The 16,030-nt window shown below is 34.8% G+C and carries 13 protein-coding genes and 4 pseudogenes; 8 read left to right on the top strand and 9 right to left on the bottom strand.

Annotation, left to right across the window (positions count from 1 at the left end; all coding sequences use genetic code 11):
- Positions 1 to 10: 10 nt before the first annotated feature.
- From HUB92_RS04980 to hscA, 3 genes and pseudogenes are all read left to right on the top strand, one after another.
- On the top strand, positions 11 to 424 hold the full coding sequence (locus tag HUB92_RS04980) for a HesB/IscA family protein (RefSeq protein ID WP_209472564.1): 414 nt from the start codon (positions 11 to 13) through the stop codon (positions 422 to 424).
- Positions 417 to 875, top strand: coding sequence for an iron-sulfur cluster co-chaperone HscB C-terminal domain-containing protein (locus HUB92_RS04975; protein ID WP_209473383.1), 459 nt, complete (start codon positions 417 to 419; stop codon positions 873 to 875). The genes HUB92_RS04980 and HUB92_RS04975 overlap by 8 nt, the downstream gene beginning before the upstream one ends.
- Positions 853 to 2,601, top strand: a pseudogene (hscA, locus tag HUB92_RS04970) (Fe-S protein assembly chaperone HscA). The gene HUB92_RS04975 and the pseudogene hscA overlap by 23 nt, the downstream one beginning before the upstream one ends.
- A gap of 7 nt (positions 2,602 to 2,608) precedes the next feature.
- Here the strand turns inward: hscA and lepB are convergent.
- From lepB to HUB92_RS04955, 3 genes are all read right to left on the bottom strand, one after another.
- On the bottom strand, positions 2,609 to 3,355 hold the full coding sequence (lepB, locus tag HUB92_RS04965; protein ID WP_010962911.1) for a signal peptidase I: 747 nt from the start codon (positions 3,353 to 3,355) through the stop codon (positions 2,609 to 2,611).
- A 949-nt stretch (positions 3,356 to 4,304) separates the two neighbouring features.
- A complete protein-coding gene (locus HUB92_RS04960) occupies positions 4,305 to 5,192 on the bottom strand; it encodes an aspartate carbamoyltransferase catalytic subunit (RefSeq protein WP_006280416.1) in 888 nt (295 codons plus the stop codon).
- Between the two features lie 203 nt (positions 5,193 to 5,395).
- Positions 5,396 to 6,421, bottom strand: a complete 1,026-nt coding sequence (locus tag HUB92_RS04955; RefSeq protein WP_209472562.1) for an extracellular solute-binding protein — start codon at positions 6,419 to 6,421, stop codon at positions 5,396 to 5,398.
- Between the two features lie 497 nt (positions 6,422 to 6,918).
- On the opposite strand from HUB92_RS04955, the pseudogene HUB92_RS04950 reads away from it, so the two are divergent.
- Positions 6,919 to 7,462: pseudogene (locus HUB92_RS04950) on the top strand (DUF6444 domain-containing protein); the annotation flags it as partial.
- A 7-nt stretch (positions 7,463 to 7,469) separates the two neighbouring features.
- Here HUB92_RS04950 and HUB92_RS04945 read toward each other — a convergent pair.
- Positions 7,470 to 7,877, bottom strand: a pseudogene (locus HUB92_RS04945) (IS4 family transposase); the annotation flags it as partial.
- Positions 7,878 to 8,093: 216 nt separating this feature from the next.
- Between HUB92_RS04945 and HUB92_RS04940 the strand changes: the two are divergent.
- Positions 8,094 to 9,041, top strand: coding sequence for an IS110 family RNA-guided transposase (locus HUB92_RS04940; protein ID WP_209472550.1), 948 nt, complete (start codon positions 8,094 to 8,096; stop codon positions 9,039 to 9,041).
- A 193-nt stretch (positions 9,042 to 9,234) separates the two neighbouring features.
- Here HUB92_RS04940 and HUB92_RS04935 read toward each other — a convergent pair.
- A pseudogene (locus tag HUB92_RS04935) lies at positions 9,235 to 10,217 on the bottom strand (IS4 family transposase); the annotation flags it as partial.
- Positions 10,218 to 10,324: 107 nt separating this feature from the next.
- On the opposite strand from HUB92_RS04935, the gene HUB92_RS04930 reads away from it, so the two are divergent.
- Positions 10,325 to 10,477 (top strand): hypothetical protein, encoded by a 153-nt coding sequence (locus HUB92_RS04930; protein WP_155975182.1) that lies wholly within the window; start codon positions 10,325 to 10,327, stop codon positions 10,475 to 10,477.
- A complete protein-coding gene (locus HUB92_RS04925) occupies positions 10,462 to 11,403 on the top strand; it encodes an IS5 family transposase (protein WP_209472560.1) in 942 nt (313 codons plus the stop codon). Before HUB92_RS04930 ends, HUB92_RS04925 begins: the two co-directional genes overlap by 16 nt.
- Before the next feature lie 356 nt (positions 11,404 to 11,759).
- Here the strand turns inward: HUB92_RS04925 and HUB92_RS04920 are convergent, their stop codons facing one another.
- From HUB92_RS04920 to rlmB, 4 genes are all read right to left on the bottom strand, one after another.
- Positions 11,760 to 12,737, bottom strand: coding sequence for a quinone oxidoreductase family protein (locus tag HUB92_RS04920; protein ID WP_209472558.1), 978 nt, complete (start codon positions 12,735 to 12,737; stop codon positions 11,760 to 11,762).
- Positions 12,738 to 12,907: 170 nt separating this feature from the next.
- Positions 12,908 to 13,444 carry a cytochrome c oxidase assembly protein gene (locus HUB92_RS04915; protein ID WP_010082343.1) on the bottom strand — a complete coding sequence of 179 codons (537 nt, stop codon included), beginning with the start codon at positions 13,442 to 13,444 and terminating at the stop codon, positions 12,908 to 12,910.
- Positions 13,445 to 14,167 (bottom strand): Bax inhibitor-1/YccA family protein, encoded by a 723-nt coding sequence (locus HUB92_RS04910; protein ID WP_010962942.1) that lies wholly within the window; start codon positions 14,165 to 14,167, stop codon positions 13,445 to 13,447.
- 79 nt (positions 14,168 to 14,246) lie between these two features.
- The gene (gene rlmB, locus HUB92_RS04905; protein ID WP_038199241.1) at positions 14,247 to 15,011 is read right to left on the bottom strand and encodes a 23S rRNA (guanosine(2251)-2'-O)-methyltransferase RlmB; all 765 of its coding nucleotides are present in this window, start codon (positions 15,009 to 15,011) and stop codon (positions 14,247 to 14,249) included.
- Positions 15,012 to 15,103: 92 nt separating this feature from the next.
- Here rlmB and HUB92_RS04900 point away from each other — a divergent pair, with 92 nt between their 5' ends.
- Positions 15,104 to 15,604 carry a Smr/MutS family protein gene (locus tag HUB92_RS04900; protein WP_010082340.1) on the top strand — a complete coding sequence of 167 codons (501 nt, stop codon included), beginning with the start codon at positions 15,104 to 15,106 and terminating at the stop codon, positions 15,602 to 15,604.
- Positions 15,605 to 16,030: the final 426 nt, after the last annotated feature.

The raw sequence follows: 16,030 nt of genomic DNA, 5'->3' as shown, positions 1-16,030 counted from the left end.
AGCTACGAACATGGGTGAATATCAAGAAGTAGGCGGAGGTGAAACTGTAAAAAAGAATAAAAAACTTATCACTATAACTGCGGAAGCAGTAGAAAGGATAAGGTATTTATTGGATCAAAAAAAGCATGCTAACCTTGAGAAACCGGAAGAAGCAATAGGAATAAGAGTGCTAATTAAGCAAAAAGGATGTTCTGGTTTAAAATATGATATTGAATATGCATATGATACTCGTCCTTTAGAGTCGATAATTGAGGAAAACTGTAGTGATGGCCAAAAAGTTAAAGTGTTAATCGATCCAAAATCCGTCATGTTTATTCTTGGCTCTGAAATGGATTATGTAGAAGAAAAATTTTCATCGGGTTTTGTTTTCAAAAATCCTAATGAGAAAGGAAAATGTGGTTGTGGAGAGAGTTTTCATGTCTAGCAACTATTTTGCATTGTTTGAAATTGAACCAGCTTTCAATATCAGTTTTGATGAGTTAGAGAAAAAATATATCGAGCTAAGCAGGACTGATATAAATGAAAGACAGTCCCAAAACATGGAAAATATTAACAGAGCTTATCAGATACTAAAGTCACCGCTAAAGCGTGCTGAGCATTTGCTGGATTTTTTTGATGTGAAAAGCCAAAAGGACCACTTAAATTCTGAAATATTAAGTGAATCAATGGAAATAAGAGAGTATTTGCTGGACTGCGACGATCTACAATTTGCAAGCAGGATGATTGATGAAAAAATAAAAGATTGCGTTAAAAACCTAATTAACACTTTTGCTGTAAAGAATTTTGATGGAGCTGCTACACAAGTCTTAAGATTGAAATATTTATATAAGTCATTTGAGGAGGTGAAAAAGAATGCAACCAATTCAAATTTCTGAACCAAATTCAAGTGAAGTAGTTTTTGGTATAGACCTTGGCACCACCAATTCTTTGATTGCTATGGTAAATAAAGCTGGCAACGTGGAGATATTTAAAGATGAACAAGGAAGAGAACTGCTGCCTTCTGCTCTTTCATATGAAAATAATACATTGAAAACTGGCTACGATGTCGGTCAAAATGCAATCTACTCAATAAAGCGTTTAATGGGTAAAAGTGTTGAAGAATTAAATAAAGAAGGCGTCAATTTTGAAATAGATCATGAAAGCGAAAAAGTTATTAGAATAAAATGCGCAGAGGAAAAGTATCTTACTCCTATTGAGATTTCTGCTGAGATATTAAAAGCTTTATGTGAGAGGGTAAAAAAGTCTAAGGGGCTGGAAGTAAAAAAAGCAGTGATTACTGTGCCAGCTTACTTTGACGATTCAGCACGTAACGCAACCAAATATGCGGCAAAATTAGCTGGAATAGAAGTTCTTCGCCTCGTTAACGAGCCAACCGCTGCAGCGCTTTCTTACTCCATTGAAAAGAACAATAGCAGTGGAATATATGCAGTTTATGACCTTGGTGGAGGAACGTTCGATATTTCGATATTGAAATTGCACCAAGGAGTGTTTCAAGTCCTTGCGGTTGGTGGTGACACCAAACTCGGCGGTGATGATTTTGATCATTTGCTGAGTTCAATTGTGATTGATAAGTATAGAGAAAAGACGGCTAAGCAACTAAATTCCTTACTTATCGAATCACGCTCTGTGAAAGAGTACCTAAGCAATCACACTATAGGTATCTTTGAATTTAATGTTAACGGCAAGCCATTTGAGTGCGAAATTACCAGAGAAGAATTCGAGCAGGCAATCAGTTCTTTGGTCAATAAGACTATCAATATAGTCACTCGTACTATAAGCAACATAGATCTTAAAATTGATAATATAAAAGGAGTAATTTTAGTTGGTGGTGCAACTAGAACACCATTGGTTCAAAATTCACTAGTCAAACTCTTTGGAAATAAAGTACTAAATGACGTGGATCCAGATAAAGCAGTTGCCATTGGGGCAGCTCTGCAGGCTCATGATTTAACTTCGAGCTCAAAAGATAGGAATATTCTCCTGGATGTTTTACCTCTATCACTTGGCATAGAAACTATGGGAGGCATAGTTGAAAAAATCATACCAAGAAATACGCCACTGCCAGTTTCAGAAACAAAAGAGTTTACAACTTATATTGATGGGCAAACAGCAATGAAAATTCATGTTTGTCAGGGAGAACGTGAAATGATAGAGGATAACAAATCTCTAGCGCAGTTTGAACTAAAAGGTATACCTCCACTGCCTGCAGGTTCTGCAAGAGTTGAAATAGAATTTACAGTTAACGTTGACGGAATCTTGACTGTTACTGCAAGAGAAAAAACTACTGGAATTGAGCAGACAGTTAAAGTAAATTCAAGTTTTGGCTTGAGTGAAGCTGATGTTCAAAATATGGTTAACCAGTCAATAAACAGTTTTGACGAAGATATGAAGGCTCGTTCCCTTGCAGGTGCTAAAATTAATGGAAATAAACTCATACACTTGGTTGAAAACAATAATAGCCTTTCCACTGATTAAAAGTTGAAAAACCTATTACAAAATGCAAAAAACGCTTTACAAGGCAATGACTTGAATGAAATTAACAACACTATCGCCGAGTTAGAAAATTCTTCTTTAGAGTTGTGTGAATTAACAAATAGGTAGAAAAAGCTTACACAACCTTGTGCAATACCCTATTTAATCTCAAAGCAACAGGTAACCTGAAATTAAATGGTAACCAATCGACCTTTCCTAATTTAAATGATAAACCAACTATGCTTACACGCCCAATGATATTTTCCATTGGTACAAAACCAACTTCAGGAAACCTACTATCTAAAGAATTATTTCTATTGTCTCCCATAACGAAAAATTGATCGTTAGGTACATAATAAACCGGAGTGTTATATGATAGCTTATTAGAAATGTCATCTACCAAAATCTCATGTTCCTTGCCACTTAAAAGCGTTTCTATATATCTTGGTATGTTACGATTTGACTCATAATCAAAAAAACTTTCAATTTGCCTTCGCTCTACTTTCTGATCATTTAGGTATAATTCTCCCTCTATCATTTGCACTTTGTCACCTGGTGTTCCTATTACTCGCTTAACAAACCTGATGCTGTCATTTCTTGTGGGTTTGAAAACTACTATGTCGCCACGCTTTGGAGGGGTATAAAAAATCCTGCCGCTAAAAATGTTTGGAGAAAATGGAAAGGAGTGTTTACTGTAACCGTATGAATATTTACTAGTAAAAATGTAATCCCCTTCAAGTAGGGTGCTTTTCATTGAACCAGAAGGTATATGAAATGGCTCGAATAAAAAACTACGTATTGATAGCGCAATCAACAGTAAAAAAAACAATGAAGATAAAAATCTTCCCGTTCTTATCACCCAGTTTTTGCTTAGTTCTTCCAACTTTTCCAACTTTGTTTTTCTTATAGATTAAGCTTATTATAATACATAAATTAAAAAATGGTAATATGAAATTTTACTTGTGAATGTTATTCCTCTATTCAAAACAATTTTGAAAAGGCGGTTCATTTCTTTCAACGGTGTCATCCAAGTAGCGTGACACATAACTGTACGAACATTGCAATTTGCAGGTGGCAGATGAAAGTAGCTGATGCACATCTGTACGAACATTTGCTTTTGTTAAGGTAATATGGTGTTATGAAAGTAGCTGACACTGGAATGGCTTTGTTGCATCGCTACTTATGAAAGGCTAACTATAGTTAGGATTATAAGCAACCTATTGAAAATCTTGTTTTTTTGCAATCAATCTGATCAAATTTAAGAATAGTAATTTGTTATTTATATTAATAAATTTAATTCTATTGAAAATAGCTAAAGCATTGAAATTCTTGAATTTTAGCCGGATTGGTAAATGGTAGTGAAATTTCTTTTACTCAAATTTAGGTATTCATTGACCGTTCTTGTTATAAATACCAGAATAATAAGCTACTGATATTCCCTATCTTTTTTATCTTTAATCCATCATAGCTAGCGATGCAACAAAGCCCACTGGAATCTAGGTTGTAACCGTTCACGGATTGTGAGAATGAATAAAGAACTAAGCAGTCGTAACTTTTGGAAGGGATTTTGGCCATTGAGACGTGATGTCAAAAATATCGACAACATTCTTTCCACAAATCTTTCTCCATGTTCCGACCAGGTGAAAAAGCTGTTTTTACGATAGCCGTCTAATTTGCCGTTCTGCAAGGTTGTTGATTGACTTCAGGCTTTCGTAAAAACTTCCACACCATATCCTCGGCCTTAACATCTTAATGGCCATTCTCAAACCATTTACAAGCCTTGTCATTTCATGCCCCCCCTTTTTGCATTAGTTGTGTAGCATCTTTTAATATTAGCAAGGCCTATAATAGTGCAACACTGCCTTACGTATTGCCAATCCAAATTCTACTTGCTGTAAAATAACACAATCTGCTACATCGCTGCTAATCTCAATCCCTCTATTTATTGGCCCTGGGTGCATAACAATCGCATCTGGTTTTGCGTATGATAGCTTTTGTGAATCAAGTCCATACAAATAAAAATATTCTTTCTCTGAAGAACTATTATTCATGCGCTCTTTCTGCAATCTCAAAAGCATAATTACGTCAGCATCCTTTATACCTTCAATTAATGAATAATGGACTGAATCTACTTCAGGAAAATGCTTACAAATCAAAGTTGGTGGTGCGACCAAGTTTATCTCTGCTCCAAACATTTTTAGCAATCTTATATTTGATCTTGCAACTCTACTGTGCAGAATATCTCCACATATCACAACTTTGAGGTCCTTTATTTGCTTTTTGTGATTGCTGATTACAAGATAGTCTGCAAGAGCTTGAGTTGGATGTTCACTACTTCCATCGCCTGCATTGATTAGCGAGCAGTTAACATACTTTGCCAGTGTATTAATGATACCACTACTTTTATGCCTGATTATTATGTAATCAGGATTCATTGCATTTAATGTTTTGATCATGTCTTTTAGATCTTCTCCCTTGTTAATAGAAGAAGATCTTATTGGCAAAGTTACAACATTTGCTCCAAGGCTTTTTGCTGCTATTTCAAAAGACGCAAGTGTACGCGTTGAATCTTCAAAGAATAAATTTATTACTGTCTTATTTTCCAAGATATGACTATTTGCAACTTCTTTTTTAAGGTACTGGTTGGCCAACTTAGTTATATTTTCTACATCATCGACTGTAAGGTCTGAGATGTTTAACAAATTCCTTCTCTTGTTCATAGTTTCCTTTTCAACTACTTGAACCTATTCTACTTTCTTATTACCTTTTTTCAATAGACTTCTTGTGCAGCAATTGTTTTGGTGAAAGAACGGAAAAAGATAGTAAAGTCAAAATTAAGTTAGAAGGAAGAAAAAGTTCAGCGAGTCAAGAGTAAGGTATATTAGCATAAATCTTTCATCCCAATGTTTAGTGGCGCTGGGGATTACTTCCACTTACACTCATCCGCTATCATAACAGCCTCAAAAAGATGCTTCTCAAGTTCACTTAGAGGCAAATCACTTTGTGAATAATTTCCCCAAGATTTTAGTATATCGGAAGTTTCAACGCCTTCAATAATAGGATATTCTTGGTTTTTTTTAGCGTATAACTCTTGAGCCTGCTTGCTTACTAAAAATTCCAATAAGACTATAGCATTTTCCCTGTTTTTTGCGTTTTTTGTTACTGCTGCACCACTGATGTTTACCATTACACCGTGATCGTTGCGATTAGGAAAAAAAGCCCCTAGCTTGTCTGCAACATTCTTTTTATTTTCTGATGAAAGAATTCTCGCAAAGTAGTAGCTGTTTACTATTGCAACATCTCCCTCACCCGCTGCTACGGCGTAAATTTGATCAGTATCACCACCACTTGGTTTTCTTGCCATATTGCTCACAATTCCGCTTACCCATTCTTTCGTCTTTTCAAAACCATTATTTGCAATCATAAAAGCAATTAACGATCTGTTATATGGACTTGTAGAAGAACGCACTAATATTTTTCCTTTCCATTTTTCATTTGCTAAATCTTCATAAGCACTTAAGTCCTTAGGGTCTACTGACTCTTTATTGTAAACCAATATCCTAGCTCTTTTTGTAAGACCAAACCAATAATCTTCACTGTCTCTAAATCTTGCAGGTATAACACTTTTTAAAACCTCTGAATCTACTTGAGATAAAAGTCCTCTTTTTTTTGCTAGAATTAAGTTGATTGCATCAGCAGTCAAAAATAAGTCAGCTTCACCACCGTTTTCCATTCGTGAAAGTAGCTGAGAATAATCATCAATGATGTAACGTACTTTAATACCTGTATTTTTCGTGAATTCATCAAACAAAGTACGTACTAATTCTTCTTTGCGCGATGAATAAACATTTACCACTTGTGAGTCATTAGTTCCGTCGTTTCTGTATAAATAAGTAATAACTATCAATATAATTGCTATTAAGGATGTGAATATAAAGGCTTTTTTCATATTGGATAAAAAATAACTTCTTTCAGTTAAAGTTACCAAGATGGTACAACTTTAGCAAGTGTAAAGTTCGTTAGATAAATCATAAAAACTTCCTTGACAAGCTTCGCCAGCCCCCTTATTATAACACTGAAGCTATTTATTTATCTTCGCAATCTCTGCAGTGGATTAATGACAAAAAACTTAATGTATTTGGCGTAAATCATGCTTAATTTTTTGCACTATGTGCACCTTATGTCTTTATAAAATTTCTAGGTTTTTACCTAATATAAGCTGAAATGCGCTATTTAAAACATTAAAAAACGCCAACTTAAAAAATGGATAGTGAATAACTAGCTACCCTAGGGTTTCTTTTGCCTTTTTTTCTGTTTAGTAAATTGTATCCGTTCAGCGGAGTGGTAGAATAAGGTAGACAAAGCAAGATAATAAAGATAATCATAGAGCAAAAGTGAGGTAATGTGGTAAACCTTTGAGAACTTTGCAAAAATTTACAGCAAAAAATAGAAAAACTGAAAGCAGAGATAAAAAACTTAAAAGCAGAAAATAAAGCTTTAAAGATAGAGAACGTTGAATTAAAGGAAAGGCTCGGTTTAAATTCAAAAAACTCATCCCTGCCCAGCTCAAAAGAGCTATACAAAATAAAAAAGGACAAGCCAAAAAGCGAAAGGAATGTTGGCGATCAGGTTGGGCATAAAGGAAATTTTCATGCCACAATGGAAGCAGATAAAGTAGTAAAAATAGAGTTGCCTAATATTTGCGAATGCGGAGGAGAGCTTGTAATATGCGAAAAACCTTATGTTCACCAAAAAGTTGATCTTCCGGAAATTAGGCCTTATGTAGTAATTGGAACATGGTCGTTGTTGGAGATGCAGAAAAAGAAAAAGTAGCAAGTTACCAGAAGGTGTTACGCCAGATACATTTGGTCCAAGGGTTAAGTCTATAATTGCAGCACTCAGCGGATTTTACAAAAACTCAAAGCGTGAAGTGGCTAGTATCATAAATGACATTTTTAATTTGAACATAAGTGTTGGCAGCATATCAAATCTTACTATTACCCACAAATATGAGGTTCGTGAGCAAGTCGCCATCCTTCTGCTAAATCAAAGAGACGTTTATATCCTTTCCAAAGAGTAATTGGTCCTGGTTTTGGGTCATTTTTTCTTGCTAAATGGCCTCCAAGTTCATGAAACAGCTTCTTTTATGTTGGGAACTACACTTGGACATGGTTTTCTGTGTATTTTAACGTATAAAACTTTCCATTCTTCTTCAGCTAATAAGGTAGTACATGGTAATGTTGGGTTAGCTCTTGCAATTGATGTAATAAAGAAGATCCTCCAAGCAATAATACTCATAACTGTTAGATATCTCATTAGTCTTTCTGCTATTCCAAGCCTACATTCTTCAACTTTGAGACCGGATTTAAAATTTTATGTAATATCTCTATTTTCCATCTAAGGCAATTGTAAGTTAAAAACGTGATATAAAAGAGATAAGAGAGAAAGATAACCCTGCTCACTAGGAATAGCGGGCGTGCGCGACCGAAAGGAAATTGGTATTACAACCGTTGGTATCAAGGTACGCTAGCCCTATCTCTCGATACGTTTGAATAGTTGCTTGGGACATATATATGCACCCGTTTACAATCTTAAATTAACTAAAACTATCGAGGTTTATTATGGTTACATCTTATCAAAATTTTATTGGCATTGACATCGGAAAATTTAAAAATGTCGTTGCAATTCACAAACAGAAGAATGCTGTCGAATTTGATAATAATGCTTCTGGTTGGCAACAATTATTTCAAGAGTTTTCAGATATTCTACCTAATGCTTTAGTGACTTTAGAAAATACAGGGAAATATGAGCTTGGCTTATCACATTTTCTTACCGACAAAAATATTGCCGTGCATCGAGCTAATACTCGTAAAGTAAAAAGCTTTATTTTATCTCACGGAACTTTAGCAAAGTCTGATAGATCAGATGCAAGAGCTCTTGCTCAATATGGATTTGAACGCCATAGAACTATCTCTCTATTTGTACCTACCTCTACAGAACAATCAACTTTGGCTGCACTTTGTCAACGTCGTGATGATATTACGCAAATGAGAACTCAAGAAAAATGCAGACTTGAAGCACCGGAAAATGATCATATAAAAGAAAGCTGTCAAAAGACCATTGAGTTTTTCGATAGTCAAATAAACGAACTCAATGATACTATACAAAAGATTATTGATGAAAGCCGCGAATTACAACAACGCCAAAAAATTCTTAAAACAGTTCCTGGAATAGGTAAAAAGTTATCACAAGATTTTTTGTGTTTAATGCCAGAGCTTGGTTACTTAAATAGAAAAGAAGTAGCAAGTCTTGCCGGAGTTGCACCGCATCCAAAAGAAAGTGGTAAAGCTGTTGGTTACCGAAGGATTACAGGTGGTAGAAGTAACGTTCGTTCAAAGCTCTTTACAGCCGCTATGGCTGCTACAAGGTCAAAATCTATACTTGGCGCCTTTTATTCTAAGCTTGTTGAAAGTGGTAAGAAGAAGATGGTGGCTATAACAGCCCTAATGCGTAAAATTATAGTAATTGCTAATACAAGACTTAAAGAAGCAATTAATTTGCATACTTAAAAATCTTCACAACGGTAACTGAAATTGGCTAATGAATATGTGCGTCCACACAGACTTAAAGCACATATTCATTAGCTTAAGCAGAAATTGCTGTGGTAGCTGTTTGATATAAAATTCTATTTCTATGACAAACGGGTTTTTATTGCCCATATAATTTGCAAAATTACACAAATAAAAAAATTTTTAAAAAACATAGTTGATACCAACTAATTTTTTCAACAGCTTCATCGAAAGTATTAACTGAAAGATTCGTTAATAGCATCCATTCTAGCGGTTTTTTTTAAGGGAAGGGGAGTTTTCTCAACAACATAAACTGCATAAAGTGGTAATTTAGGTAGTTCTTCCGTCTTATGCCTAATATTATTCTTAGATGGATTCATCATAAACTTTCCAAATCTAACTTCCAAACGTGCTGTTCTTTTTGGCTTATTATCTTTTACAGGAACTTCAACTTCTACCGTACCTGCACAATGAGAGGATTTAATAAATGCCCATAACTTCTGCTCACCTTTTTCAGGATATCGAGATTTTCTATTTACTGCTCTATCTCTGCATGCTCTAACTAGCACTGCCGAATTAAGATTATGTGCAAGCTCAAAAAAGTCATATATATCTGCTTCTCTATCGCATACAGTTATAGTCTCAGTTTGAGTTGGATCAATAATATTATTTGTTTTTCTTAAAGTTTCCAACCACTTTACGCTTTCTTTATCTTCAATGCGATCGCTCTTTTTTTTAAGGTTCTCAGTTTCTTCAGGTCTTGAATAAACTTTTTGATCTAGTATCCCTAGTACCAAACCTTCTATACTAACGGCAAGAGCTGTATGCATTATAATACCTTTTGCAGTATCATAACTGGACAAATTTGCTAATCCGCTTGTTTTTTTATGGTTATTATATACAATGTAACTGGTATCTTGAATGACAAGAACCCTCTTGTGAGCTTTTGTTCTCTCAACCGTCTTATTAATATGTGTAGCTAAAATATCACTTTCTTTTACATTCTCATTTTGAAAAAAACGTTATGCTGTTTTTGCTTCTGACCAACTTTCACATGCTTGATTAATCTAACTTTCAGGTAATTTTGTCAAACATATCAGCAATCTTTACTAATCGCTCAGTTAACCTTTTATCTCCAAATTCATTTTTAGCCCATTCACTACTTTTACTTGCCATTTTACACCCTCAATATTTGCAAACTTTAATATTGTAATATTTTACTTTTTAGTCCATTTATATTTGTGGGTAATAGTAAGGAATGACACCGTCTTGGATGGAAACCAGTGTCAGCTACTTTCATGACACCATCACAAGGTGAAACTGGATCCCAGTGGGCTTTGTTGCATCGCTCAAGTGAAAAGAACTGGCAGTTACTGACAAAATTCATTATAAATAGCCATTTAACTGTTGAAGAAAAAATATGCCACAAAAAATGAGAGTCAGTAACTGCCATGAATATAACAAATTTCTCCAAGAAAGAGGAAGCATTTTTTGTTATATCAATGACGCCATAGAAAATTGGTACGAGAATTGTCCAAAAATGCAGGGCGGCAACTATATTTATAGTGATAAAGTTGTGATTTTGGTGCATATAATCGTCAGTTTCTTTAGAATTGGTTTAAGACAAACAGTCGGGTTTATAAAAGGGTATTTGCAACAAATAGGAAGAGATTTGGCAGTTATCAGCTATTCACAAGCATCAAGAAGGTTTGAGAAACTTAATATTAAGATAAATAATTGCAGAATTGATAAAAATAATATGGAAGATATCGAAATTGCTATAGACAGTACAGGAATTAGTATATACAACAACACTCCTGGTCACAGCAAGGAAAATAGCACTGACAGAAAATATCGTGGCTATGAGCAAACGAGAAAATTGCACGTAATGTTGAATATAAACAACAAAAAAGCCATAGCTGTAAAATACAGTAACGGTGTCTACTCTGATCACTATGGAGCTTGTGATTTGCTAAAAGAAGTTGATTTTCAGCATGCCATAAAAGCACTATATGCAGATAGAGCATGTGATAGGCACAAGTTTTATAAGTTGTGTAACGAATATGATATAAAGACAAAAATTCCACCAATAAACAATGCGGCAGAACATCCAGAAATAGATTATATGTCTGACAGGAATGCTGCTATTAGGTTAATAAAATTATACGGTGAAGATGGCATGAAAGAATGGAAAAAAGAAGTAAATTATGGGAAAAGATCTTATATTGAAGGGTTTTTCTCAAGATTAAAGCAAATATTCGGATTTAGTTTTAGGAATAAATCTGAGATAAATCGAGAAAAAGAACTAAATGCTATTTGCTTAATAAATTCACTGATATTGGTATGGCTAAATTTGAGATAGTTACATGAATTTACCATAAATCACCATCTCATAAAGTGTGATGCAACAAAGCCATCCCAGTGTCAGCTACTTGGATGACAAGAAAGGGAGCACTGGAATGACAGGAGAAGGGGGGCTACTACCGTCATAAAGGAACCAGTGTCAGTTACTCGGATGATACCTTTTTCTACTTAATTTGGGTTATGCAAGAAGTCTATTCGCGGTATAGATTCCGCTAACACGTAGCGGGATGACGGTTGTCGGTAAATCTAAGTCAGTTTAGCTATATGCTTTTAATTCCCCCAAAAGGAGAATTAAATATGTGAAGTTCTAGTTGATATGACTTAATGAATGGTTAGTTTAAATTACTAATTTATTTAAGAGATTTTGATAATATTTAACCCACTCGCTTTTCTATTTTCCATATCACGATGTGCTTGAATTATTTCATCAAATTTATATTTTTTATTGATCCGTACAGTTAAAAGTTTTTTTCTTATCATCTCGAAGATTTCCATTGTGGTAAGCACTAATGTGAATCTATCATGCTTATAATGGTATATTGAGGTTCCAGTTGCAAATAACGAACGTGAACTAAGTAAAGAAAAACTAATAGGAGCGTTACCTGATATCTGCCCATAGGAAACGTATATGCCGGACCTGCCTAAAGATTCAAAAGAAAGCTTGCTTGTAGCGTAACCTATAGGGTCATACACTGCACCTACTCCTCTGTTTTGCGTAATCTCCATAACTTTAGAAACGAAGTCTTTATCATTGTAGTTTATTGCGTATGTGCAGCCACTTTGTAAAGCTATCTTCATTTTTTCATCAGAGCTTACAGAACCTATCACTACACCTTTTTTATCCTTTGCCCATTGGCATATTATTTGTCCTAAACCACCATTAGCCCCATGAACTAGCACGAAAGCACCAGGCCTAACTTTATAAGATTGATTAACTAAATAGTGAGCTGTCATACCTTTAAACAGCACTGCAGCAGCAACTTCATCAGATATGTCATCTGGAATTTTTATCAGATATTTCTGGTGTATAATGCGCTTTTCACAATATGCCCCTGGAGGAGCTGTGCAATATCCAACTCTGTCTCCAACCTTCAATCCATCACTGATTTTTTTACCAAGCTTTTCAATAACTCCCACTGCTTCTACCCCAAGCACTGATGGTAAATTTTTAATTTTGCGCGTACCTTTTCTGTGCTCTAAATCATAACGATTTAAGCCGATAGTTGTGTGACATACTAAAACTTCCTCGCCTTTTGGCTCACCTATACTCTTATCTACAAATTCTAATACTTCTGGTCCCCCAGTTTTTTTAATTTGTATAGCTCTAACCATGATGAATATTAAGATAAAAACTTTGATTATGTTATCTAACAATTAATATTTTGCAAAGTTATTGTTTTCACAATCAATAGACTTCTTGCGTTACCTCCTGTCATTCCAGTGTCAGCTACTTGGATGACACCCTATTGATTACTGAAATGACACGGTTTGCAAACATTCTGTTACTTAAGCTTAAAGAACGTGTATGATAGTGTTATTTCGCCCAAATCTTTTGTATTACTATCAAGCATTATCTCAGGATCTATATAGAAAGATACGGGCATAGCTGCTTTTTGTTTTGGTAGCAACATTTGCTCTTCAAAACAAAAGCATGCAACTTTATTGAAATACTTACCTGCTTTGAAAGGCGTAACATTATACACCGCCATACCAAATGAAGGCTGATCAGATAGATTTTTTGCGTAATAAAACGCTAAACTTTGTTCTCCTATGTTTACGTCAACGTAGTTAGTTTCTGATTTAAACTCCCAAGGTAGATCGGACATTATATCAGCATTGAAATGGACCCTGATCTTTTGGTTAGTTATATTTGTTGTTGTGTTAGTTACTTTTCTTATTGTGCCACCATACCCAGTAGCTTTACAGAAAATGCTATATAGAGGTACCGATGCATATGCAAGACATATCATCGACACAACTAAAGATACTAAAAAGAAAACTATAGAATTCTTACTGCCTTTCCTTAAAAAGGAAAACATCTAATCCCTATTGTTGAACAAGTTAAGTAACCTGAGTAGATTGAGAAATATATTAATAAAGTCAAAATAAAGATTAGTTGCACCGAGTATTGCCAATTTAGTAGTAGCAACTTCTGATCCGTCATTATGTTTATAATAAACGTCCTTGATTCTTTGAGCATCATACGCAGTCATTAAGGTAAAGACTATTACTGATATGAACGATATTGCAAAGTGGAGAGGACTACTTCCAAGAAATAAATTTACTATAGACGCAATGATTAACCCCCAAACTCCCATAATCAAGAAAGAGCCCATACTTGTAAGATCTCTTTTTGTAGTATTGCCATATAAAGCCATAGAGCCAAACATGATTGATGTAATGAAAAACGCCCTTGCTATATTTTCTGCAGTATAAACTATAAAAACATAAGATAAGGAAAGCCCCATTAACACTGAGAACGAGAAAAATATAGTAACGGCAGACTGAGCACTTAGGTGTTGAATTCTATAAGACATGTAGAACACCAATGCAACCGGAGATAACATTACCACAAGCGATAGAACGGGATTAGAATAAATTACTTGAAAAAGACCAGAAAATACTGTTAAAAATGCAACAAGCCCTGTGACGCCCAAAGCTAAAGCCATGTAATTATATACTTTAGTTAGGTAACTTCTAAGCCCAGCACTATAATAAACGCCTTGAGAGCGAATATCCTGTTCATTTCTCATATAAGACATAATATAACTCCTTTTATCCATTACTTAACACATTATAATATAAAACCATATTTTTATCAAGTGTTTTTATTATAAACAGCTATGCGCTGGCATTTGTTTTAATATAAATAGAATATAGGCCTATTGCTGCTGCGTTTGAAACATTTAAACTGTTAATTGCATTTGACATTGGGATTTTTAAAAGATAATCACAATTTTCTTTAACTAACCTCCGCATTCCTTTCTCTTCAGAACCAAAAATAATTACTCTTTTTTTCTCAAAACTCTTTATTTCATCTATATTTTCTTTAGCATTGCAATCAAACCCGTAACACCAGTAGCCGACCTTTTTTAAATACTGCATAGTTTTTACTATATTTGTAACGTATATTAGCGGAACAATATCTAAAGCCCCACTTGCTGCTTTTGCAATAGATGCATTTTCACTCGGTGAATGGTTATGTGGTAAAACCAATGCGTCGACATTAAAACAAGCTGAAGTTCTTAAAATTGATCCAATATTGTGCGTGTCAGTGACTTGATCTAAAATGACTATAGTAGAACTGTCGTTTGAGCTTTCAGCTACTTCTTCGATGCTTAAGTTATAAAGAATAGGGGCAACATTTAAAGCAATTCCTTGATGGTTAGCACCTTTGGGTAAAACGTCATTAAGTATTTTGTTTTCTACTAATCGAACTTTAATGCCCTTACTATTTGCATATTGCTTAATTTCTTTTTCGTGTTCTCTATAGAAATTTTCTGTTACTAACAGTTCTATACACCGCCTATTTTTATTCTTCAGTGCTGACATGCAGGTGTGCTTTCCATACAGCCAAAAATTCTCATTAGTTTTTGACGATTTCATCGTATTATTGAAAATCGGGTTTTTATAGAATAAGCAACATTTTACTATGTTTGAATATTGTTGTAAAATTATACAATTCGATTAATGCGTTTATGTCGGACGATGAGTTGGATTGGCAAAAAAATGTTAAGCCAATAAAATGTGGAAAAGTTACTTTGAAAGTTGATCATAAAGTAAATATAAAGTCTATGGTTGATAAAGGTACCTCCGACTTACAAGGGAATTTTCTTAATACCAATAATAGTAACTCATCATTTTGTCTTGACCAAAACACAAAATCAAAAGTTGATAGGGGTAAATATTTTATAAGCGATAAGCTCGATTTGCATGGCTATAATATAGAGGATGCTTACTGTAAATTGATAGATTTTATTATCAAAAATTATCGAGCAGGAAATAGATGTTTATTGGTAATTACGGGATACGGCAGTGCAACAAACAAAACAGACACTATAAAGAGTAACTTAAATAAATGGTTAAATGACACTAAAATCCAGCATATGGTTCTATACTACCAACAAGCTACGAAAAAACATGGTGGTAAAGGGGCTTTTTATGTTTTATTAAGAAGGAATAAAAACCTTGAGTCCTGATACTTAAAATTCCTTTTAAGCCTTAATTTTTCTTGTATAACCATACAGTGTTCGGCAGCGCGTGACGCACAACTGTGCGAACATTGTGATTTGGGTCTACCAGGAAGGATGTCTCCCAGTACCTCTTTTCCCGTCATCCCGCTACGTGTTAGCGGGATCTCATTTCACTTTATGAGGGTGTCATCCGAGTAGCCCCTTTCTCGTCATCCCGCTACGTGTTAGCGGGATCTCATTTCACTTTATGAGGGTGTCATCCGAATAGCTTGACTACTTGGATCCAGATTGGATACTGAGTTGGTGAGTATAAAAGTATAGCTTCTACGTCATACCGCCGCGGTATCTCAGCCGCTAACAAGTAGCGGGGTGACGAGTTACTATACCGCTGCGAACCGTCATACCGCGATTTATTCCATAGCTGTACGAACA

It is taken from the genome of Wolbachia endosymbiont of Wiebesia pumilae, assembly GCF_017869285.1.
In the GTDB taxonomy this organism is placed as follows: Bacteria; Pseudomonadota; Alphaproteobacteria; order Rickettsiales; family Anaplasmataceae; genus Wolbachia; species Wolbachia pipientis.
The sequence above is the reverse complement of the archived record's forward strand: the minus strand, read 5'-3'. Positions and strand labels throughout refer to the sequence as shown.

Excerpts from the sequence above, each read along its gene's own strand:
- rlmB (WP_038199241.1), bottom strand. The coding sequence starts at position 15,011 with ATGAAATCGTCAAAAACTAATGAGAATTTTTGGCTGTATGGAAAGCAC.
- HUB92_RS04915 (WP_010082343.1), bottom strand. The coding sequence starts at position 13,444 with ATGTTTTCCTTTTTAAGGAAAGGCAGTAAGAATTCTATAGTTTTCTTT.
- HUB92_RS04920 (WP_209472558.1), bottom strand. The coding sequence starts at position 12,737 with ATGGTTAGAGCTATACAAATTAAAAAAACTGGGGGACCAGAAGTATTA.
- HUB92_RS04900 (WP_010082340.1), top strand. The coding sequence starts at position 15,104 with ATGTCGGACGATGAGTTGGATTGGCAAAAAAATGTTAAGCCAATAAAA.
- HUB92_RS04925 (WP_209472560.1), top strand. The coding sequence starts at position 10,462 with ATGCCACAAAAAATGAGAGTCAGTAACTGCCATGAATATAACAAATTT.
- HUB92_RS04940 (WP_209472550.1), top strand. The coding sequence starts at position 8,094 with ATGGTTACATCTTATCAAAATTTTATTGGCATTGACATCGGAAAATTT.
- HUB92_RS04975 (WP_209473383.1), top strand. The coding sequence starts at position 417 with ATGTCTAGCAACTATTTTGCATTGTTTGAAATTGAACCAGCTTTCAAT.
- HUB92_RS04910 (WP_010962942.1), bottom strand. The coding sequence starts at position 14,167 with ATGTCTTATATGAGAAATGAACAGGATATTCGCTCTCAAGGCGTTTAT.
- HUB92_RS04960 (WP_006280416.1), bottom strand. The coding sequence starts at position 5,192 with ATGAACAAGAGAAGGAATTTGTTAAACATCTCAGACCTTACAGTCGAT.
- HUB92_RS04955 (WP_209472562.1), bottom strand. The coding sequence starts at position 6,421 with ATGAAAAAAGCCTTTATATTCACATCCTTAATAGCAATTATATTGATA.
- HUB92_RS04980 (WP_209472564.1), top strand. The coding sequence starts at position 11 with ATGGGTGAATATCAAGAAGTAGGCGGAGGTGAAACTGTAAAAAAGAAT.